This is a genomic window from Pseudomonas sp. PS02303 (assembly GCF_029959925.1).
Taxonomy (GTDB): domain Bacteria; phylum Pseudomonadota; class Gammaproteobacteria; order Pseudomonadales; family Pseudomonadaceae; genus Aquipseudomonas; species Aquipseudomonas mandelii.
Map to the genome: position 1 here is coordinate 1 of NZ_JASCOM010000097.1, position 21,708 is coordinate 21,708.

Here is a 21,708-nt window from a genome sequence, read left to right on the forward strand (position 1 = left end):
ATTTGGGGGGTGCCCCCCCCCCCCCGGGGGGCGGGGGCGGGGCCCCCCCCCCCCCACGGAACTCAGCCAGCCTTCAATATCTGTGCAGTACTCACGACCGTCGCATATTCCCCGTGCAAATTCCCCAGCGACATCGCATGCACTTCCTCGGCTGAGTGCGCATGGCCAAAATAATCGGCCTTGTCGAACGTAAAGCACGCATCCTCCGCCACCCACGCGTCAAATCCCAGGTTCCCGGCCGTTCGCGCCGTGGACTCCACCGAGTTATGGGTCGCAACGCCAACGATGATCAACTGCTCGATCCCCGCCTCGCGCAAACTCGCCTCCAGCCCGATCGCACAAAATGCATCCGGTACCTGTTTCTGAATCAGTTGTTCGCGGGCCTGGGGCATGAAGCGTTCCTTTAACTCAACGCCTGCTTGCTGCGGCCAGAACACCGATTCCGGTGAACGGGACAGGTGCTGCACATGAATCACCGGCCGTCCGGTTCGCCGCCAATACGCCAGCAAATCGACAATTCGTTCCTCGGCCTGAGGATTATTTCGGCGACCGAGCCGGGGCTGCAAGATGCCTTTTTGTTGGTCGATGATGATCAGTGCTGCGTTGGTCTTAAGCTCCATGCCGACTTTTCTCACAACAGGTCATTGAATTTCAGGCACTTCAGCATCACTTCCGCTTACAGGCAAGATTGTGTTTATCGGACAAATCCTGAAATAACCTGACACCCTGCTTGCGCGCCCTCCTCCTGCTCACTAACGTAGCGCCTTTAATGACGCTACCCCCCCCCGCAGGAGCTTTGCCATGGCCTCGCCAGCCCTTACACATTTTCTTCCCCGGTTCGGCGTTGCCGCAGCAGTGGCCGGTGTTTTGAGCCTGACCGGTTGTCAGACCTGGAACACCCAGGACACCCTCCCGCCGACCACCGGCGTACAGCCGCTCAAGGGCCTGGCGCAGAACGTTTCGGTGCGCCGCAATGCCATGGGCATGCCGCTGATCGAGAGCAACAGCTTCCACGATGCCCTGTTCGCCCTCGGCTACGTCCACGCCAGCGACCGCATCACGCAAATGGTCACCTTGCGCCTGTTGGCCCAGGGCCGTTTGTCAGAGATGTCCGGTTCGGACCTGCTGGACGCCGACCGCTACATGCGCGCCGTCAATCTGAAGAAAAGCGCGGGCGAGTTGTACAAGGCATCGTCGCCGCGCCTCAAACGCTTCTTCGAAGTCTATGCGCGCGGCGTCAACGCCTACCTGTTCCGTTTCCGCGACAAGCTGCCGGCCGACCTCGCCGCCAGCGGTTACAAGCCTGAATACTGGCAACCGGAAGACTCGGCGCTGATTTTCTGCCTGCTGAACTTCAGTCAGTCGGCCAACCTGCCGGAAGAAATCAACGCGCTGATGCTGGCCCAGACCGTCACCACGGACAAACTCGGGTGGCTGACGCCGTCCGCCCCCGACGAAAAACTGCCGCTGGGCGAAGCTGAAAAACTGCAGGGCATCAAGCTCAATGGCGCCATCCCGGGCCTGACGCAAATCAGCAAAGCCACCGGGCAACTGTCCGACCTGAATCTGCTGGGCGCCACCTCGTCGAACAACTGGGCCATCGGCCCGCAACGCAGCCGCAGTGGCAAAAGCCTGCTGGCCAGCGACAGCCATGGGCCTTTGGGTGTGCCGTCGTTGTTCAGCTACGTGCAGATTCGCGCACCGAAGTACCAGGCCTCTGGCGTGACGATTGCCGGTTTGCCCATGGTGCTCGGCGGTTTCAACGGCAAAGTGGCGTGGAGCATGACCTCGGTCATGGGCGACAACCAGGACCTGTTCCTGGAAAAAATCAAACGCCAGGGCAACGGCCTCACATATGAAGTCGGCGGCAAATGGCAGCCGGCGATCGTGCGCAACGAAACCTACTTCGTCAAAGGCCAGCGACCGATTCGCGAAGTGGTGTACGAAACCCGCCACGGTCCTTTGCTCAACAGCGCCCAGGGCATGACGCTGGCCAATGGTTTCGGCCTGGCTTTGCAGACGCCGAATTTCACCGACGATAAAACCCTGGACGCGTTTTTCGACCTGTCCCGGGCACAGACCGTCGAGAAAGCCTCGGACGCCAGCCGTGAAATCCGCGCCATCGCCTTGAACCTGGTGTTCGCCGACGCCAGCAACATCGGCTGGCAAGTCACCGGGCGTTACCCGAACCGTCGCGAAGGCGAAGGCCTGCTGCCGTCGCCGGGCTGGGAAGGTCGCTACGATTGGGACGGCTACGCCGACCCGATGCTCCACCCGTATGACCAGGACCCGGCCCAAGGTTGGCTCGGCACTGCCAACCAGCGGGTCATTCCCCATGGCTACGGCATGCAGCTGTCCAATTCCTGGTCGGCTCCGGAACGTGGCGAACGCCTGGCCGAACTGGCGGGTGTGGGCAAACACGACACGCGCAGCGTGATCGCGATGCAATACGATCAGACCACGACGTTCGCCGCCAAACTGAAAAAAATGTTTGAAGCGCCGGGCATGGCCCAGCCGCTCAAACAAGCCATCGAAGCCCTGCCGGTTGCCGATCGCGGCAAGGCTCGCGAGGCGTACACCCGTTTGATGGCCTTCGACGGCAAACTCAGCCCGACCTCTGCGGATGCGGCGATCTACGAGCTGTTCCTGCAGGAAAGCACCAGACAGATCTTCCTCGACGAACTGGGCCCGGAAAGCAGCCCGGCGTGGAAAGCCTTTATCGCCAACGGCAAGTTGTCCTACGCGGCTCAGGCCGATCACTTGCTGGGCCGTGAAGACAGTCCGTTCTGGGATGACGCACGCACGCCGCAGAAAGAAGACAAGCCAGCAATCCTCGCTCGCAGTCTGGCGGCGGCGATCAGCGCCGGTGACAGTCAATTGGGCGGCGATCACAAAGCCTGGCAGTGGGGCAAGTTGCACCGCTATGAGTGGAAGAATGCCAGCGGCCAGACCGTGCGCGGTCCGCTCGCGGCCGGCGGCGATCACACGACGCTGAACACGGCGGCCTTCACCTGGGGTCAGGACTTCAACACGACGCTGGCGCCAGCCATGCGCTTTATCGTGGACTTCAGCCAGGCCGAACCGCTGATGGGGCAGAACAGCACCGGTCAGTCCGGCAACCCGGCGAGCCCGCACTACCTCGACAGCATTGATCCATGGCTGAAGGGGCAATACATGAGCCTGCCGATGCAACCGCAGAACTTTGACAAGGTGTACGGCAAGACACGGTTGACCCTGACACCCGGCAAGTAACCCCTTTCGCCACTGATCGTTCCCACGCTCTGCGTGGGTATGCCTCTAGGGACGCTCCGCGTCCAGTGACGCGGAGCGTCACGGGCTGCATTCCCACGCGGAGCATGGGAACGATCAGCGCGCGAAAATCGATAGAACTTCTCGCTTCGCGCCAACCTCATAGCTAACAAGCCCCCCCATTTTGGTAACAACATGGATCTTGTTATCGCGCGCCCTGAAGGTTTGTACTGCCCCGCCGGCGATTTCTATATTGACCCGTGGCGGCCGGTCGAGCGTTCGGTCATCACGCACGCCCATGGCGACCATGCCCGCACCGGCAACCAGCATTACCTGGCGGCCGCGCCCGGTGAAGGGATTTTGCGTGCGCGACTGGGCCAGGACATCAGCCTGCAAACCCTGCCCTATGGCGAGCGCTTGCGGCACCACGGCGTCACCCTGAGTTTTCACCCTGCCGGCCACGTCCTCGGCTCCGCCCAGGTGCGCCTGGAATATGGCGGCGAAGTCTGGGTCGCCTCGGGGGATTACAAGATCGAGCCCGACGGCACCTGCGCACCCTTCGAGCCGGTGCGCTGCCACACCTTCATCACCGAATCGACCTTCGGCCTGCCAATCTATCGCTGGCAACCCCAGGCGCAGATCTTTGGCGAGATCAATCAGTGGTGGCAGGCCAATGCCGCCGCCGACAAAACCAGCGTGCTGTTCTGCTATTCCTTCGGCAAGGCCCAGCGCATTCTCCATGGCATTGACGCCAGCCTCGGCCCCATTCTGGTGCATGGCGCGGTGGACCCGCTGAACCGGGTGTACCGCGAGAGCGGTGTTTATATACCGCCGACGATCTACGCCGGCGACGTGCAAAAGAGCGATCCGATGATGCGCAAGGCGCTGGTCATCGCCCCGCCATCGGCTGGCGCCAGCAACTGGATGCGCCGGTTTGGCGACTACAGCGACGGCTTCGCCAGCGGCTGGATGCGATTACGCGGCACGCGGCGCAGACGCGGCGTGGACCGTGGCTTTGTATTGTCCGACCACGCCGACTGGCCCGGCCTGCTCTGGGCCATCGAACAAACCGGCGCCGAACGGGTCATGGTCACACACGGTTCGGTGGCGGTGCTGGTGCGGCATCTGCGCGAACAGGGCCTTGATGCCATGGGTTTCAGCACCGAATACGGCGACGATGAGGAAGACAACGCGGCCGTCGAAACCGAGCACGCCGAGGTGGCGACATGAAGGCCTTCGCCGAGCTGTATGCCGAACTCGACGCCACCACGTCAAGCAATGCCAAACTGGCCGCGATGCAGGCTTACTTCGCCCAGGCGGCCCCCGAAGATGCGGCGTGGGCGGTGTACTTTTTGTCCGGAGGGCGACCTCGGCAGCTGGTGCCGGTGCGCGTGCTGCGTGAGCTGGCCGTCGAGTTTTCCGGCCTTGAGCCGTGGCTGTTCGAAGAAAGTTATCAGGCGGTTGGCGATCTGGCGGAAACCATTTCGCTGGTCCTGCCTGAAACCCTGCACAGCTCCACCGACGGGCTGGCGGTGTGGATTGAAGACAAGCTGCTGCCCCTGCGTGGCGAATCCCCGGAAGTTCTCGCCGCACGATTGCCCGCACTCTGGGCACAACTGGACCGTCACAGCCTGATGCTTTGCATCAAACTCATTACCGGCAGTTTCCGCGTCGGCGTCTCCAAACTGCTGGTGACGCGAGCCCTGGCAGCCATGGCCGGACTCGACAGCAAACGCGTGGCCCAGCGGCTGGTCGGGTACACCGACCTGTCCAATCGCCCGAACGCCGTCAGTTACCTGAAATTGATCGCGGCCGAATCGCCCGACGAACATGCCCAGCGTGGAGGTCAGCCTTACCCGTTTTTCTTGGCCCATGCCTTGTCGCAACCGGTCGAGCAGTTCGACGCCGTGCTCGGCCCGGCCAGCCAGTGGCAGGTGGAATGGAAGTGGGACGGCATCCGCGCCCAAGTGATCAAGCGTGACGGGCGCCTGTGGGTCTGGTCACGCGGCGAAGAACTGGTAACCGAGCGTTTCCCCGAACTCGACAGCCTGTTGCACGGACTGCCTGACGGTACGGTGATCGACGGTGAAATCGTCGCCTGGAAAGCCCCTCGCCCCAACACTGACGATGCCTTCAATCCACAATCGCCGTCCGCTCCGGCGGTGCTGCCCTTCGCACTGTTGCAACAGCGGATCGGCCGCAAAACCCTGGACAGGAAAATTCTCGAAGAAGTGCCGGTGGTGGTCCTCGCCTACGATTTGCTGGAATGGCAAGGCGAGGACTGGCGCAGCCAGCCTCAGGCCAGGCGCCGCGATCAGCTGGATCAACTGATCGCCACCTGCAACAACCCGGTGCTACTCCCCTCCCCGGTGCTGACCGGCGAAGACTGGTTCGACCTCGCCAGACAACGTGAGGCCTCCCGCAGCCTCGGTGTCGAGGGCATGATGCTCAAGGCCCGGGATGCGCTGTATGGCGTCGGCCGGACCAAGGACATGGGCGTCTGGTGGAAATGGAAAGTCGACCCCTTCAGCGTCGACGCGGTGTTGATTTATGCGCAGCGCGGCCATGGTCGCCGGGCGAATCTCTACAGTGATTACACCTTCGCGGTCTGGGATGGCCCGCCGGACGCCAGCGAACGTACCCTGGTGCCTTTCGCCAAAGCCTATTCAGGGCTGACCGACGAGGAAATGCGCCAGGTCGACAGCATCGTGCGCAAAACCACGGTGGAGAAATTCGGTCCGGTGAGCAGTGTGAAACCGAGCCTGGTGTTTGAGCTGGGGTTCGAGGGTATTGCCCTGTCGAAACGCCACAAGAGCGGGATTGCCGTGCGGTTTCCGCGGATGTTGAGGTGGCGGCAGGACAAGTCAGTGGAAGAAGCCGACAACCTCGCAACGCTGCAAGATTTGTTGGGCTGAAAGAAACTTTGTGGCGAGGGAACTTGCTCCCGTTCGGCTGCGAAGCCGTCGCAAATTTTCTACAGTGGGACCGCTTCGCGCTCCGGCGGGAGCAAGCTCCCTCGCCACAGGACTTGCGCCTCCGTGACCTGATTTGGTGCGGCTATTTTCCGATGCCCGATTCCGTGCACAAATCCCCTATTGCCATTTCTTGTATCACCTTTTAAAACGCTTGTTCGGGACTCTGGTTCGGAAATTGCTACTTTCAATGGGTCTTACGCTTTCCAGTAACAATAATTCTGCGCCACAAGCGCTCATATTGGTTCTTAGGGATTGAATAATGAAAAAAGCATTGCTGACCCTTTCTGCACTGGCGTTGTGCATGGCTGCTGGCTCCGCCATGGCAAAGGAATACAAAGAACTGCGTTTTGGCGTTGACCCTTCCTATGCTCCGTTCGAATCGAAAGCGGCCGACGGCAGCCTGGTGGGCTTTGACATCGATCTGGGGAACGCGATCTGCGCCGAGCTGAAGGTCAAGTGCAAATGGGTCGAAAGCGATTTCGACGGCATGATTCCGGGCCTCAAGGCCAATAAATTCGACGGTGTGATCTCTTCGATGACCGTCACCCCGGCCCGCGAAAAAGTCATCGACTTCTCCAACGAACTCTTCTCCGGCCCAACCGCCTATGTATTCAAGAAGGGTTCCGGCCTGAGCGAAGACGTCGCTTCTCTGAAAGGCAAGACTGTCGGTTACGAGCAAGGCACCATCCAGGAAGCGTACGCCAAGGCCGTGCTGGACAAGGCCGGCGTGAAGACCCAGGCCTATCAGAACCAGGATCAGGTGTATTCCGACCTGATGTCGGGTCGTCTCGACGCTGCGATCCAGGACATGCTGCAAGCCGAACTGGGCTTCTTGAAGTCGCCAAAGGGCGAAGGCTACGAAGTCAGCAAGCCGGTTGACAGCGAATTGCTGCCGGCCAAAACAGCTATCGGTATCTCTAAAGGTAACAAAGACCTCAAAGAGCTTTTGAATAAAGGTATCAAAGCGTTACACGACGATGGCACCTACGCCACCATTCAGAAGAAACACTTTGGCGATCTGAATCTGTACAGCGGCAAATAATGCCCGGCGCCCATCTCGCGATGGGCGCTTTTTTCACCCGATCAGGTTGCTGATTTATGTTCGAAAACCTATTACAAAACCTGGGGCTCTCAGCCTTCAGCCTCAAGGGCTTCGGTCCGTTGCTGATGGAAGGCACCTGGATGACCATCAAATTATCGGCATTGTCGCTGCTTTTGGCCGTATTGCTCGGCCTGCTCGGCGCCACCGCCAAACTGTCAAAAGTCAAACTGGTGCGGGTTCCGGCCCAGATCTACACCACGCTGATTCGCGGCGTGCCGGACCTGGTGCTGATGCTGCTGATTTTCTACAGCCTGCAAACCTGGCTGACGTCGTTTACCGATTTCATGGAATGGGAATACATCGAGATCAACCCGTTCAGCGCCGGGGTCATCACCCTGGGCTTCATCTATGGCGCGTATTTCACCGAAACCTTCCGCGGGGCGATTCTCGCCGTGCCTCGGGGCCAGGTCGAAGCCGCTACCGCGTATGGCCTCAAACGCGGCCAGCGTTTCCGAATCGTGGTGTTCCCGCAGATGATGCGCTTTGCCCTGCCGGGTATCGGCAACAATTGGATGGTGATGCTCAAGGCCACCGCGCTGGTGTCGATCATCGGCCTCGCCGATTTGGTCAAAGCAGCGCAGGACGCCGGTAAGAGCACCTATCAACTGTTTTACTTCCTCGTGCTTGCCGCGCTGATTTACCTGCTCATCACAAGCGCTTCCAACTTTGTCCTGCGCTGGCTCGAACGCCGCTACGCCGCCGGTTCCCGGGAGGCCGTACGATGATCGAACTCTTGCAGGAATACTGGAAACCCTTCCTTTATACCGACGGCTACAACATCACCGGCCTGGCCATGACCCTGTGGCTGCTGACCGCCTCGATCGTCATCGGTTTCCTGGTGTCGATCCCGCTGTCCATCGCCCGGGTCTCGCCGCACTTCTACATTCGCTGGCCGGTGCAGTTCTACACCTACCTGTTCCGCGGCACACCGCTGTATATCCAGTTGCTGATTTGCTACACCGGCATCTACAGCCTGGCCGCCGTGCGCGCTCAACCGGTGCTGGATGCGTTCTTTCGCGATGCGATGAACTGCACGATCCTGGCGTTCGCCCTGAACACCTGCGCCTACACCACGGAGATTTTCGCCGGGGCGATCCGCAGCATGGCCCACGGTGAAGTCGAAGCGGCCAAGGCCTACGGTCTGACAGGCTGGAAGCTGTATGCCTACGTGATCATGCCGTCGGCCCTGCGTCGCTCGTTGCCTTATTACAGCAACGAAGTGATTCTGATGCTGCACTCGACCACCGTGGCGTTCACCGCGACCATCCCGGACATCCTGAAAGTCGCGCGGGACGCCAACTCGGCGACCTTCCTCACCTTCCAGTCGTTCGGCATCGCTGCGCTGATCTACCTGACCGTTACCTTCGCGCTGGTCGGCCTGTTCCGCCTCGCCGAACGCCGATGGCTGGCGTTCCTCGGGCCGACCCACTAGGACCCGCTTTCAGGAATTAAAGAGACAAACATGCGCCACCAGATACATGACTTGCTGGCCCCGCTGCCGGGGACCGCTCGACAGATTCACAGTTTTCACTTCGGCCCAACGTCGGCCAAAGGCAAGATCTACATCCAGTCGTCCCTGCATGCCGATGAAATGCCCGGCATGCTGGTGGCCTGGCACCTCAAGCAGCGCCTGGCGGAACTTGAAGCCGCCGGCCGCCTGCGCAGCGAAATCGTGCTGGTGCCGGTGGCGAACCCGGTCGGCCTGGAACAGGTGCTGATGGATGTGCCGCTGGGCCGCTACGAGCTGGAAAGCGGGCAGAACTTCAATCGCTGGTTCGTCGACTTGAGCGAAGCGGTGGGCAACGAAATCGAAGGCCAGCTTGGCGATGAGCCGCAGCGCAACCTCGAGTTGATCCGTGAAAGCCTGCGCAACGCCCTCGCTCGGCAAACCGCCAGTACTCAGCTGCAATCCCAACGCCTGACCCTGCAACGGCTGGCCTGCGATGCGGACGTGGTGCTGGACCTGCATTGCGATTTCGAAGCAGTCGCCCACCTTTACACCACACCCGAAGCCTGGCCGCAGGTCGAGCCGCTGGCCCGTTACATCGGCGCCGAAGCGAGCCTGCTGGCCACCGATTCCGGCGGTCAGTCGTTCGATGAATGTTTCACCCTGCTCTGGTGGCAGTTGAAAGAACGCTTCGGCGAACAGTTCAACATCCCGTTGGGGAGTTTCTCGGTCACCGTCGAGTTGCGCGGCCAGGGCGACGTCAATCATCCTCTGGCCAGTCTCGACTGCCAGGCGCTGATCGACTACCTGATTCACTTCGGCGCCATTGCCGGCGAAGCGGCGCCATTGCCCGAGCTGCCTTACCCCGCCACCCCGTTGGCCGGCGTCGAGCCGGTGTCGACACCGGTGGGCGGTCTGCTGGTGTTCACCGCACTGCCGGGGGAATACCTCGAAGCCGGGCAACTGATCGCCGAAATCATCGACCCGATCAACGATCGCGTCACACCCGTTCATTGCACCGCCGCCGGACTGATGTACGCCCGCTCGCTGCGGCGCATGGCCACTGCCGGCATGGTGATCGCGCACGTCGCGGGCACCGAGGCCTATCGCAGCGGCTACCTACTTTCGCCTTGAGGATGCATGCCCCATGTACAAACTGACCATCGAAGGCCTGCATAAAAGCTATGGCGATCATCATGTGCTCAAAGGCGTTTCACTCAAGGCCAACACCGGCGACGTCATCAGCCTGATCGGAGCCAGCGGCTCGGGCAAAAGCACCTTTCTGCGCTGCATCAACTTTCTCGAACAGCCCAATGACGGCGCCATGACCCTGGACGGCCAGAACATCCGCATGATCAAGGACCGCCACGGCATGCACGTGGCTGACCCCGATGAACTGCAAAAAATCCGCACCCGCCTGGCCATGGTGTTCCAGCACTTCAACTTGTGGAGCCACATGACGGTGCTGGAAAACATCACCATGGCCCCGCGCCGGGTGCTGGGTTGCAGCAAAGAGGAAGCCGAAGACCGCGCGCGGCGTTACCTCGACAAGGTCGGGCTGGCGGCGCGCGTGGCGGATCAATACCCGGCGTTTCTTTCCGGTGGCCAGCAGCAACGCGTGGCGATTGCGCGGGCATTGGCCATGGAACCGGAAGTCATGCTGTTCGATGAACCGACCTCGGCGCTCGACCCTGAGCTGGTGGGTGAAGTGCTGCGGGTGATTCAAGGCCTGGCCGAAGAAGGCCGGACCATGATCATGGTGACTCACGAAATGAGCTTCGCCCGCAAGGTGTCGAGCCAGGTGCTGTTTCTGCATCAGGGCCTGGTCGAGGAAGAAGGCGCGCCGGAAGACGTGCTGGGCAACCCGAAGAGCGAGCGGTTGCAGCAGTTCCTGAGCGGCAACCTCAAGTAACACTGCAAAGCCTGTAGGAGCGAAGCTGGCTCGCCAAGGCGGAGTATCAGCCGACATCATCGTTGCCTGACACTCGGCCTTCGCGAGCAAGCTTCGCTCCTACTGGGTTCAGATTCCGATCAGCAGTACTGCGATTAAACTTGTTCACCCACGCCGCGGTCACTGAAAGAAGACTTTCAGAGCGCACACCGCCGGCATGGGATCGTCCACCGACTACGCATCACAATGGTTCAGCGCCCGCGACTGGGAGCCATTCGCCTTTCAGAAGCAAGTGTGGACGGCCGTCAAGCGCGGTGAGTCCGGATTACTGCATGCCAGCACGGGTGCCGGTAAAACCTATGCAGTCTGGTTTGCCGCGCTCAATCGCTACGCCACGTCCATTGCCCCTGTTGAAAAACCTCGCAAACGAAAACCGCTGGCCGAACCGCTGACGGTGCTGTGGATAACCCCCATGCGCGCCTTGGCCGCCGACACCGCTCGCGCCCTTGAAGCACCGCTGCACGACCTGCAGATCCCCTGGAGCGTCGGCCTGCGCACCGGCGACACGAGCAGCAGCGAACGTGCGCGGCAGAGCCGACGCCTGCCCACCACGCTGATCACCACCCCTGAAAGCCTGACGCTGATGCTCGCCCGTGCCGATGCGCTAGCAGCGCTATCGACCTTGCGCATGGTGGTGGTCGACGAATGGCACGAACTGCTCGGCAACAAACGCGGCGTGCAGCTGCAACTGGCCCTCGCCCGTTTGCGTCGATGGAATACGGACCTGATCGTGTGGGGCGTTTCCGCGACGCTGGGTAATCAGGCCCACGCCGAACAGGTGTTGATCCCACAAGGTGGCGGCATCAGCGTTCAAGGCCAGACGTCCAAGGAACTGCGGGTCGACACGTTGCTACCGCCGGCCATCGAGCGATTTCCCTGGGCCGGCCACATTGGCTTGAAGATGTTGCCGCAAGTCGTCGCCGAAATAGACTCCAGCCCCAGCAGCCTGGTGTTCACCAACACTCGCGCGCAATCCGAGATCTGGTATCAGGCGTTGCTGGAGGCGCGCCCCGATTGGGCCGGGCTGATCGCCTTGCACCACAGCTCACTGTCGCGAGACACCCGCGACTGGGTCGAGCGAGCGCTGAAGGAAGGCCAGCTCAAAGCAGTGGTCTGTACCTCAAGCCTGGACCTGGGGGTGGATTTCCTGCCGGTGGAACGGGTGCTGCAAATCGGCTCGGCCAAAGGTGTGGCGCGCCTGATGCAGCGGGCCGGGCGTTCCGGTCATGCGCCGGGGCGTGTGTCACGGGTGACGTTGGTGCCGACCCACAGCCTGGAACTGATCGAAGCGGCGGCGGCTCAAGATGCCGTCGCGCAACGCAGCATCGAGCCCCGAGAGTCGCCGCACAACCCGCTGGATGTGCTGGTTCAACACCTGGTCAGCATGGCGCTGGGCGGTGGGTTTGTTCCCAACGAATTGTATGAAGAAGTCCGTAGAACCTGGGCTTATCAAGACCTGACGGCGGCGGATTGGACTTGGGCGCTGGCGTTTGTACGCCATGGCGGGCTTTCCCTGACAGCCTATCCGGATTATCGCCGGGTCGAGCCTGACGAGTTTGGCGTCTGGCGTGTACCGGATGCGCGGCTGGCGCGGCGACATCGCATGAGCATCGGCACCATCGTCAGCGATGCGAGCATTCAGCTGAAGTTCTGGAGCAAGGGCGGCGGCGGCAAGCAGTTGGGCAGTGTCGAGGAAGGTTTCATTGCGCGACTGAAGCCGGGGGACGGTTTCCTGTTCGCGGGGCGCTTGCTGGAGTTGGTGCGGGTGGAAAACATGACCGCTTATGTCAAACGCAGCACCGCGAAAAAAGCCGCGGTGCCGCGCTGGAATGGCGGGCGGATGCCCCTTTCCAACGAACTGGCGCAGGCGGTGGTCGCGCGTTTCAGTGCAGCGGAGCAAGGCGAGTTCATCGGCCCGGAGATGCGGGCTCTGCGGCCGCTGCTGGAGGTGCAGCGACGCTGGTCCGGGTTGCCGACCTCGAACTCGTTGCTGGCCGAAGCACTGAAATCCCGCGAAGGCTGGCACCTGTTCCTATACCCCTTTGCCGGGCGTCAGGTGCATCTGGGCCTGGCGAGTTTGCTGGCGTGGCGGGTCAGCCAGCAGCAGGCGGTGACGTTTTCCATCGCGGTCAATGATTACGGGCTGGAGTTACTCAGCGCCACCTCTGTGGATTGGTCGCAGGTGTTGAACCCAGGCCTGTTGAGCGCCGAGCACTTGTTGAACGATGTCCTCGCGAGCTTGAATGCCGGCGAACTCGCGCTTCGCCGCTTTCGGGAAATCGCCCGAATTGCCGGACTGGTGTTTGCCGGCTACCCCGGCGCACCGAAAAGCACACGGCAGGTTCAAGCCTCCAGCGGACTGTTCTTCGAGGTGTTCAAGCAGTACGACGCGGGGAATCTATTGCTGGCGCAGGCCGGGGAAGAAGTCCTACGGGAAGAACTGGATATTCATCGTCTGGAACAGACGTTGGCGCGTATCAATCGCCTGAAACTGGACCTGCATCAGATCAAACGTCCTACGCCGCTGGGGTTTCCCCTGTTGGTTGAACGCATGCGGGAAAGCATGAGCTCGGAAAAACTCGCGGACCGTATCCGTCGCATGGTCACCGACCTTGAGAAAACCGCCGAAACCGGGAAAACCTGATGAGTACGCCCTATCCCGTGAGTCTGGCCGGTGAAGAACTGTGGCTGCTGCCGGAAAAAGCCATTTACTGGCCGGCGCAACAAGCCCTGCTGATCGCCGATGTGCATTTTGGCAAAGCGGCGGCGTATCGTAGCCTTGGCCAGCCGGTGCCCCATGGCACCACCGCCAGCAATGTCGCGGTGCTGGACGGGATGTTGGCCGCCCTACCTTGCCGTCAGCTGATTTTCCTCGGGGATTTTCTGCACGGGCCCGGCTCCCATGCTTGCGGCACGTTAAGCGCCCTGGCTGAGTGGCGAGCGCGGCACCCGGATCTGCCAATGACGCTGATCCGCGGCAACCACGACAAACGCGCCGGGGACCCGCCGGCTTCGTTAAACATACGCGTAGTGCCCGAACCGTTGTTGCTCGGACCGTTCGCCTTGCAGCATGAGCCCGATCCGCATCCGCACCGGCATGTGCTCGCCGGGCATGTGCATCCGGTTTATCGGCTGAACGGCAAAGGTCGGCAACGTTTGCGCCTGGCGTGTTTCAGATTGGGCGAGGACATCAGCCTGCTCCCGGCCTTCGGCGCGTTTACCGGCGGCTATCAGATAGAACGGGACGACAGCTGCAGGATCTTTGTCATCGGCGACAACGAAATATGGCCAGTCAGCGCGTAGGAGCGAAGCTTGCTCGCGAAGGCGGTGTGTCAGGTAAGGATGATGTTGTCTGACACACCGCCTTCGTCGGAACTCCGTCCAAAGCAAGCTTCGCCCCTACAGGTAATAGCAATCAGGCTACGGGCGCGGGAGGTGGCTCATCCGGCAGGGTAGGCTCACCGGGCTCGGTAGGCTGCTCGTTCGGGGTATCAGGATCAGGCTGGCCGGGGATGCCCCCTGCCATGCTGATGGCTGGATGTGCCAACAAGGACCAGGCCAGGACGCCAATCTGATTGGGCTCAAGCCTTGCCAGTTCGGCACTTATTCGCGGATCGATCTTCATAAAGCACTCCTGAGCGATGGCCCCGTCCGCTGTACGCGAACCGGGCAGTACACCCAATAGAGTGTCTACCCGCTCAAGAATTCCCGCGACCTGCCAGATGAATGGATCAGGTGCGTGGCAAGGTGACGCCGCGTTGGCCCTGATACTTGCCGCCACGGTCCTTATAGGACACTTCGCACTCTTCGTCGGATTCAAGGAACAGCATCTGCGCCACGCCTTCGTTGGCATAGATTTTCGCAGGCAGGTTGGTTGTGTTCGAGAATTCCAGGGTCACGTGCCCCTCCCACTCAGGCTCAAGCGGGGTGACGTTGACGATGATGCCGCAGCGGGCGTAGGTGCTTTTGCCCAGGCAGATGGTCAATACGTTGCGCGGAATACGGAAGTATTCGACGGTGCTGGCCAAGGCAAAAGAGTTCGGCGGGATGATGCAGACGTCGCTATGGATGTCGACGAAGCTGCCGGCATCAAAATTTTTCGGGTCGACAATGGCCGAATTAATATTGGTGAACACCTTGAAATGACTAGTGCAACGAACGTCGTAGCCGTAACTCGACACGCCGTAGGAGATCACACGGTTATCGTCGCTGCCGCGCACCTGGCGTTCGACGAACGGCTCGATCATGCCGTGTTCCTGCGCCATGCGGCGAATCCACTTGTCCGATTTGATGCTCATGGCGGGTGTCCTGAATAGCGAGGTGGAAAAATTCTGTCCGGCATCTTACCGGGCGCGCGCTCCGGGTTCAAAGTCCGGGGCATAATTCTCGCCGATCCCCTGTGATATCTGGGCCTTCGCCGTAAATTGGCGGACCGTCAGTCATGAAAACAGAGAAACCTTCACCGGAAGCATTGGCACGTTCCGGAAAAAGGGTTAAGGTGGCGCCACTGTGCTGCTTGTGTCACTGAGAATCTCTACACGATATGTTGAATTTCGATCCAACCATCTACAAGAATTTTTCCTGCTCTTTGCACTCAGTCTCGGCCAGGGTTCTTCCTGCGTCGCAGTTATCTTTGTTCAAGGAGTTACACCATGTCTAATCGCCAAACTGGTACCGTTAAGTGGTTCAACGATGAAAAAGGCTTCGGCTTCATCACTCCACAATCCGGTGACGACCTGTTCGTTCACTTCAAAGCTATCCAATCCGACGGCTTCAAAAGCCTGAAAGAAGGCCAACAGGTTTCTTTCATCGCTACCCGCGGTCAGAAAGGCATGCAAGCTGAAGAAGTTCAAGTTATCTAACTTGTACTTGCTTTAGTAAAAGGCCCCGCCCTCAAAAGCGGGGCTTTTTTGTGCCTGTGTGTTTTGCAGGCAAAAAAAAATCGCAGCCCACGGCTGCGATTTTTTGCGTCTTACCAGGCCACACCAAACCCTGCGGTGTAACGCGTCTTGTCCAGATCAGCATCGTCGGTACCGCTGATGATGTCTCGCTCGGCCTTGAGGTTAAGCGAAGCCCACTCGGTGACCTTGTAGCGCAAGCCCATTTCGGCATCGAGCGCGTAATCCGCTACCCCCGACAACGGCTTGCCCACTTCGCCATTGGTGAAGAACTCCACCTTCTTGCCGATCAGGTAACGGTTGTAGTCCCACTTCATCGCCAGGGAATAGAAGTTTTCCTTGCTGCCGTCGGAGAACTCATAGTCCGTGCGGTTGACCAGCGAGCCCAGGGAGAATGCCCCGAGTTCGTTATCCCAGAACTGGTAACCCGGACCGGTACCGACAGTGCGCTGACGGGAGAGGTCTTCTACCTTGTCGCGCTTATAGACCGCGCGGCCTTGCCAGAACCACTTCTCGGTCAGGAAACGGTCGAGCGAGTATTCGCCCCGCCAGTTGTCGGTAGTGACCACGTCATCCTGGAATTCGCGGTTGTACTCGCCTTCCGCTGTGTGCCGCCATTTGCCATGGCGCGCCGTGGTCTTGAAGTCGATGTCGTAGTCATCGGTGTCTTTTTCCGCCCGCTGGTAATCCAGCGCCGCGTCGACATTGCCTTTCCACACCAGATCTTCAACCACTGGCTTGGGCTTGAGAATCTGCTGGATACTCGCCAGCTCGACCGTCTTCGGCGCTTCGCCGTTTTCCAGCGTCACCTTGCCGTCGTCCGCTGCATGCAGCGACTTGGCCTTCTCGCCGGTGTAGGCATCTTGCTTGACCAGCAACTCCTGATCACTTTCCAGGGTCTTGACCTGCTTCCAGTCGATCGGAACCGCACCGGCATATTCGGTCTGTATCAGCAATTTACCGCCATCGAACAGCGTGATCTTGCCGCTCAGCTTGTCACCGTTCTTCAACCAGACGGTATCAGCGAGCAACGGCGTGGAGGCACTCATGACAGCAAGGCACAGCAAGGTTCTGGATACCATAAGCAAATACAGGCTCAAGTTTGCGAAAAAAAGTCGGCATTATCCCTGGGAATAAGACCCTAGCAAGGACTGACCCGACTATTTCTATTGAGTTCATTTCTCAATTGCGCATCCAGGACTTACTCTACGGACGGTAAGGCGAATTTTTTCAGGAACCACGGACGTGACCGACCCAACCACTGAAACCGAAAGTGCAGCGCAAATCCGACGCACGGCGCTCTACTTGACCCTCGCGCAGGTGCCCGAAGGCAAAGTGGTCAGCTATGGTCAACTCGCCGAACTGGCCGGACTGGGCCGAGCCGCGCGCTGGGTGGGACGCACATTGAGCCAGCTGCCCGGCGACACCAAGCTGCCATGGCACCGCGTACTGGGTGCCGGCGGTCGGATCAGCCTGCCCGTGAGCAGCCCTTCAGGGGATGAGCAGCGCGCGCGATTGCGCTCCGAAGGCGTCAGTATCCTGAACAATCGTGTTGATATTCAGCGCCATGGCTGGCGCCCGGTAGAGCACAGCGGTTAGAGTGCGCGCTTTGTTTCCGTAATTCTTGAGGCAGACTCCAGCCCATGCCCCGTAAAACCTGGCGCGCCGCGCTCGCCGCCTATGCCAGCCCCTCGACGCTTGTGTTGTTGTTGCTTGGTTTCGCCGCCGGCCTGCCCTACATGCTGGTGTTTTCGACGCTCTCCGTTTGGCTGCGTGAGGCCGGTGTGGCCCGCGAAACCATCGGTTATGCAAGTCTGATCGGCTTGGCCTATGCCTTTAAATGGGTCTGGTCCCCGCTGCTCGACCAATGGCGCCTGCCCTTTCTCGGCAAACTCGGTCGACGACGTTCCTGGCTGGTGCTCTCCCAGGCACTGGTGATCCTCGGTCTGATCGGGATGGGTTTCTGCGACCCGCAAAAGCACTTGTCCTGGCTGATCGCCATCGCCGTGGTCGTCGCCTTCGCGTCGGCGACGCAAGACATTGCGGTTGACGCCTATCGCCTGGAAATCGCCGACGACACTCGCCAGGCAGCGCTCGCTGCCAGCTACATGTCCGGCTATCGGATCGCCGCGCTGCTGGCGACGGCCGGCGCGCTGTTTTTCGCTGAAGGCTTTGGCTCCACGGGTTTCAATTACCAGCATTCGGCCTGGGCCGGCACCTACGTGTTGTTTGGCGCCCTGATGGTCCCGGCGCTGCTGACGACGCTGTTCATGCGCGAACCGCCTGTGCCCCTGCGTACCCAACTTCAAGCCGGCCGCTACAGCTTTATGCATCAACTGATGTCGGTGTTCGTGCTGATCGTGCTGCTGGTGTCCGTGCCGGCCATGTTTACCCAGCTCTACAACACCGACTTCGCCAGCGTGCTGTTCGAAGGCGCGAGCCCGCTCGACCTGCTGCTCGAAGACCGCGCCTTCCTGCGGGCCATCCTCTACACCACGCTCACGTTTATGTGCCTGTCGGCCATGGGCCGTCGCGGCCTGGCACCGGTGCTGACGCCGATCAACGACTTCATTCTGCGTTACCGCTGGCAAGCGTTCCTGCTGCTCGGGCTGATCGCCACCTACCGCATGTCCGATACGGTCATGGGCGTGATGGCCAACGTGTTCTACATCGACCAGGGCTTCACCAAGGACCAGATCGCCAGTGTCAGCAAAATCTTCGGCCTGATCATGACCCTGGTCGGCGCCGGCATGGGCGGCCTGCTGATCGTGCGTTTCGGCATCCTGCCGATCCTGCTCATCGGCGGCATTACATCGGCCGGCACCAACCTGCTGTTCCTGATGCTCGCCGACATGGGCGCCAACCTGAACATGCTGATCCTGACCATTTCCCTGGACAACTTCAGCTCGGGCCTGGCGACGTCAGCGTTCGTCGCTTACCTGTCGAGCCTGACAAACCTGAAATTCTCGGCCACCCAGTACGCCCTGCTCAGCTCGATCATGCTCCTGCTGCCACGCTTGATCGGCGGTTATTCAGGGGTCATGGTAGAGAAATTCGGTTACCACAACTTCTTCCTGATCACGGCGCTGTTGGGTGTTCCGACCCTGCTGTTGATCGCCCTGCACTGGTACCAGGAGAGCCGTCGCGCAGGTCCGACGCCGACACCCGAACCGGTGCCGACCCAGGTCGCGGAAGAATCGTAGGACATTTCGCAGAGGGCGCGACGATTCCCGCCCTCGTGCCACACCGCCGACCGCACGCCTGTACGCCAGCGGATCTCGCCCGTACAATGCTCCGTCATTTCTCGTCATCAGCAACCGACAACGGCCAACCATGCGCACCAGTCAATTTTTGCTCGCCACACAGAAAGAAACGCCTTCCGACGCGGTCGTCATCAGCCATCAGCTGATGCTGCGCGCCGGCATGATCCGCAAACTCGCCTCGGGCCTCTACACCTGGCTGCCGATGGGCTTGCGAGTGATGCGCAAAGTCGAAGCCATCGTTCGTGAAGAAATGAACGCCGCAGGCTCTCTCGAAGTGTTGATGCCGAGCACCCAACCGGCTGAGCTGTGGCAGGAATCCGGTCGCTGGGAAGAATACGGCCCTGAATTGCTGCGCTTCAAGGATCGCCACGGTCGCGACTTCTGCGCCGGCCCGACCCACGAAGAAGTGATCACCGACCTGATGCGCAACGAATTGAGCAGCTACAAGCAGCTGCCGATCAACCTGTATCAGATCCAGACCAAATTCCGTGACGAAATCCGCCCACGCTTCGGTTTGATGCGCGGCCGCGAGTTCATCATGAAGGACGCCTATTCGTTCCACGCTGATCAGCCTTCGCTGCAGATCACCTACGACCGCATGCACCAGGCGTACTGCAACGTGTTTACCCGTCTGGGCCTGAAGTTCCGCCCTGTAGAAGCCGACAACGGCTCCATCGGCGGTGCCGGCTCCCACGAGTTCCATGTACTGGCCGAGTCCGGCGAAGACGATATCGTCTTCAGCAACGGTTCCGACTACGCCGCGAACATCGAGAAAGCCGAAGCCGTGCCGCGTGAAACCTCCCGCGCCGCACCGACTGAAGAACTGCGCCTGGTCGACACGCCGAACGCCAAGACCATTGCGCAACTGGTCGAAGGCTTCAACCTGCCGATTGAAAAGACCATCAAGACCCTCGTGGTTCACGCTGAAGAGCAAGGCAAGCTGATTGCCCTGATCATCCGTGGCGACCACGAGCTGAACGAAATCAAGGCCGGCAACCAGCCAGGCGTTGCCAGCCCGCTGGTCATGGCTTCCGAAAGCGAATTGCGCGATGCCATTGGCGCCGGCGCCGGTTCCCTCGGCCCGTTGAACCTGCCATTGCCGATCATCATCGACCGTTCCGTCGAGCTGATGAGCGACTTCGGCATCGGTGCCAACATCGACGACAAGCACTACTTCGGCGTGAACTGGGAGCGTGATCTGCCGGTTCCGACCGTTGCCGACCTGCGTAACGTTGTCGCCGGCGACCCAAGCCCGGATGGCAAGGGCACCCTGGAAATCAAGCGCGGCATCGAAGTCGGGCACATCTTCCAGCTGGGCAACAAGTACAGCAAGGCGATGAAGTGCGAAGTGCTGGGCGAGAACGGCAAGCCGGTTACCCTGGAAATGGGTTGCTACGGCATCGGCGTTTCCCGCGTGGTGGCTGCGGCCATCGAGCAGAACAACGACGCCAACGGGATCATCTGGAGCGACACACTGGCTCCATTCCAAGTCGCTTTGGTGCCATTGCGCTACGAAACCGAACAGGTTCGTGAAGCCACCGACAAGCTGTATGCAGAACTGACTGCAGCCGGCTTCGAAGTGCTGCTGGACGATCGCGACAAGAAAACCAGCCCGGGCATCAAGTTCGCGGACATGGAGCTGATCGGCATTCCTCACCGGATCGTGGTCAGTGACCGCGGCCTCGCCGAAGGCAATCTGGAATACAAGAGCCGTACCGAACCTGAAGCGCAAGCGCTGCCGGTTGCTGACGTGCTGTCTTTCCTCCAGGCCCGTATCCGCCGCTGACACCAGATAGAGAAGTCATGTTCAAGCGAAACACCTTAGGCCTCGGTGGTGGCGCCCTGTGCGTCACCCTGCTGGTCAGCGGCTGTGCCAATCACATGTCGCAACGCAGCGAGCACGAGGAGCGTGTCGAGCGCAAATTGCTCGATCACAGCCTGCAGATCGATGTCGGCGAGCCCAAGGTGCTTGAGTTGCCGCAACGTCGGGTGAAAATCCACGAGCAGAAAACGTTCGAAGTCACCGAATTCGAAGTCACGCGTCACTATGATCGCTACACGCCCTACCAACCCTGGCGGGAGGTCTACGAGATCCCGCTGGGCGCGGTCGCGGTGGTGGGCGGTGTCGGGGCGAATGTGGTCAACGTATTCACCCTCGGCAGTCTGCCGGACAGCGTGACCAAGGATTGGCTGAGCTACGGTTTTGCCGGGCTCAACCCGCTCATGAACGTGCAGTCCAACGGTCGGGCGCAACAAAACCTGGCCGGGATCGATGAGATCCAGCTCGACAAGCGCACCGAATACTCGAGCCTGCCCTGGAGCGAGCGCCCGGTGGTGGTGAAAGCCGGCAAGGAAACGTTTGATCTGAGCACCGACAAAAACGGTGTTCTGCGCCTGAACCTGCTGGACAGCCCATTCGCCGAACATGACATCAATCATCTGAGCCGACTGCTGATCAGCGTCGAAGACGGCCAGGACGATGTACACAGCGATTCGTCCCTGGCAGTCAGCAGTTCATTGCGCGGCAAACTGCTCGAAGCCCATGGCCTGATTTATGACGACCTCGAAGACGACGAAGTGAGCCAGTGGGTACACCGGGTCAAGCGCTTGTCGGAACTGGGTCTTGAAGAAGAAGCCAGCGAGCTGGAACAAAGCCTGATCGAACTGACCCGCAACGATCCAGAGTTGCAGACCGAATTCCTCAAGTCATTGACCAAGGATGCCGGGCGACTGGTGGCGGATCCTGGACCGAATTAAAAGCAAAAGCTTCGCGGGCAAGCCTCGCCCCTACAAGATGCGATACCTGTAGGAGCGAGGCTTGCC

General features: G+C 60.3%; 19 protein-coding genes. 15 read left to right on the forward strand and 4 right to left on the reverse strand.

Annotation, left to right across the window (positions count from 1 at the left end; all coding sequences use genetic code 11):
- Positions 1-62: 62 nt before the first annotated feature.
- Positions 63-620: a cysteine hydrolase family protein gene (locus tag QMX98_RS19825; protein WP_282411286.1), complete on the reverse strand. Its 558-nt coding sequence runs from the start codon at positions 618-620 to the stop codon at positions 63-65.
- A gap of 181 nt (positions 621-801) precedes the next feature.
- Here QMX98_RS19825 and QMX98_RS19830 point away from each other — a divergent pair, with 181 nt between their 5' ends.
- The 10 genes from QMX98_RS19830 (at position 802) to pdeM (ending at position 14,027) form a co-directional block, all read left to right on the forward strand.
- Positions 802-3,252 carry a penicillin acylase family protein gene (locus QMX98_RS19830; protein ID WP_221108562.1) on the forward strand — a complete coding sequence of 817 codons (2,451 nt, stop codon included), beginning with the start codon at positions 802-804 and terminating at the stop codon, positions 3,250-3,252.
- Positions 3,253-3,444: 192 nt separating this feature from the next.
- Positions 3,445-4,479 carry a ligase-associated DNA damage response exonuclease gene (locus tag QMX98_RS19835; protein WP_010462644.1) on the forward strand — a complete coding sequence of 345 codons (1,035 nt, stop codon included), beginning with the start codon at positions 3,445-3,447 and terminating at the stop codon, positions 4,477-4,479.
- A complete protein-coding gene (locus QMX98_RS19840; RefSeq protein WP_282411287.1) occupies positions 4,476-6,164 on the forward strand; it encodes an ATP-dependent DNA ligase in 1,689 nt (562 codons plus the stop codon). The genes QMX98_RS19835 and QMX98_RS19840 overlap by 4 nt, the downstream gene beginning before the upstream one ends.
- A 319-nt stretch (positions 6,165-6,483) precedes the next feature.
- Positions 6,484-7,266: a transporter substrate-binding domain-containing protein gene (locus tag QMX98_RS19845; RefSeq protein ID WP_010462646.1), complete on the forward strand. Its 783-nt coding sequence runs from the start codon at positions 6,484-6,486 to the stop codon at positions 7,264-7,266.
- 56 nt (positions 7,267-7,322) lie between these two features.
- Positions 7,323-8,051, forward strand: a complete 729-nt coding sequence (locus tag QMX98_RS19850) for an ABC transporter permease (RefSeq protein ID WP_010462647.1) — start codon at positions 7,323-7,325, stop codon at positions 8,049-8,051.
- Complete coding sequence (locus QMX98_RS19855) at positions 8,048-8,758, forward strand: ABC transporter permease (protein WP_077750283.1); 711 nt, start codon at positions 8,048-8,050, stop codon at positions 8,756-8,758. Before QMX98_RS19850 ends, QMX98_RS19855 begins: the two co-directional genes overlap by 4 nt.
- Before the next feature lie 30 nt (positions 8,759-8,788).
- Positions 8,789-9,907 (forward strand): succinylglutamate desuccinylase/aspartoacylase family protein, encoded by a 1,119-nt coding sequence (locus QMX98_RS19860; RefSeq protein WP_154912956.1) that lies wholly within the window; start codon positions 8,789-8,791, stop codon positions 9,905-9,907.
- Positions 9,908-9,920: 13 nt separating this feature from the next.
- Positions 9,921-10,685: an ATP-binding cassette domain-containing protein gene (locus tag QMX98_RS19865; protein ID WP_010462652.1), complete on the forward strand. Its 765-nt coding sequence runs from the start codon at positions 9,921-9,923 to the stop codon at positions 10,683-10,685.
- A 196-nt stretch (positions 10,686-10,881) separates the two neighbouring features.
- Positions 10,882-13,368, forward strand: a complete 2,487-nt coding sequence (locus QMX98_RS19870) for a ligase-associated DNA damage response DEXH box helicase (protein WP_282411288.1) — start codon at positions 10,882-10,884, stop codon at positions 13,366-13,368.
- Positions 13,368-14,027, forward strand: coding sequence for a ligase-associated DNA damage response endonuclease PdeM (pdeM, locus tag QMX98_RS19875; RefSeq protein WP_172792345.1), 660 nt, complete (start codon positions 13,368-13,370; stop codon positions 14,025-14,027). The genes QMX98_RS19870 and pdeM overlap by 1 nt, the downstream gene beginning before the upstream one ends.
- A gap of 112 nt (positions 14,028-14,139) precedes the next feature.
- Here the strand turns inward: pdeM and QMX98_RS19880 are convergent, their stop codons facing one another.
- Together QMX98_RS19880 and dcd are read right to left on the reverse strand one after the other, a co-directional pair.
- Entirely contained in the window at positions 14,140-14,349 is a 210-nt protein-coding gene (locus QMX98_RS19880) for a hypothetical protein (RefSeq protein WP_010462659.1), read from the reverse strand.
- Positions 14,350-14,455: 106 nt separating this feature from the next.
- A complete protein-coding gene (dcd, locus tag QMX98_RS19885; RefSeq protein WP_010462661.1) occupies positions 14,456-15,022 on the reverse strand; it encodes a dCTP deaminase in 567 nt (188 codons plus the stop codon).
- 354 nt (positions 15,023-15,376) lie between these two features.
- Between dcd and QMX98_RS19890 the strand changes: the two genes are divergently transcribed.
- A complete protein-coding gene (locus QMX98_RS19890; RefSeq protein ID WP_002554837.1) occupies positions 15,377-15,586 on the forward strand; it encodes a cold-shock protein in 210 nt (69 codons plus the stop codon).
- 110 nt (positions 15,587-15,696) lie between these two features.
- Here the strand turns inward: QMX98_RS19890 and QMX98_RS19895 are convergent, their stop codons facing one another.
- On the reverse strand, positions 15,697-16,704 hold the full coding sequence (locus QMX98_RS19895; protein ID WP_042932327.1) for a DUF481 domain-containing protein: 1,008 nt from the start codon (positions 16,702-16,704) through the stop codon (positions 15,697-15,699).
- A gap of 163 nt (positions 16,705-16,867) precedes the next feature.
- Between QMX98_RS19895 and QMX98_RS19900 the strand changes: the two genes are divergently transcribed.
- The 4 genes from QMX98_RS19900 (at position 16,868) to QMX98_RS19915 (ending at position 21,642) form a co-directional block, all read left to right on the forward strand.
- A complete protein-coding gene (locus QMX98_RS19900) occupies positions 16,868-17,221 on the forward strand; it encodes an MGMT family protein (RefSeq protein WP_282411289.1) in 354 nt (117 codons plus the stop codon).
- Positions 17,222-17,265: 44 nt separating this feature from the next.
- The gene (locus tag QMX98_RS19905; RefSeq protein ID WP_010462667.1) at positions 17,266-18,825 is read left to right on the forward strand and encodes an AmpG family muropeptide MFS transporter; all 1,560 of its coding nucleotides are present in this window, start codon (positions 17,266-17,268) and stop codon (positions 18,823-18,825) included.
- 130 nt (positions 18,826-18,955) lie between these two features.
- The gene (locus tag QMX98_RS19910) at positions 18,956-20,671 is read left to right on the forward strand and encodes a proline--tRNA ligase (protein WP_010462669.1); all 1,716 of its coding nucleotides are present in this window, start codon (positions 18,956-18,958) and stop codon (positions 20,669-20,671) included.
- Positions 20,672-20,688: 17 nt separating this feature from the next.
- Complete coding sequence (locus QMX98_RS19915) at positions 20,689-21,642, forward strand: hypothetical protein (protein ID WP_077750278.1); 954 nt, start codon at positions 20,689-20,691, stop codon at positions 21,640-21,642.
- Positions 21,643-21,708: the final 66 nt, after the last annotated feature.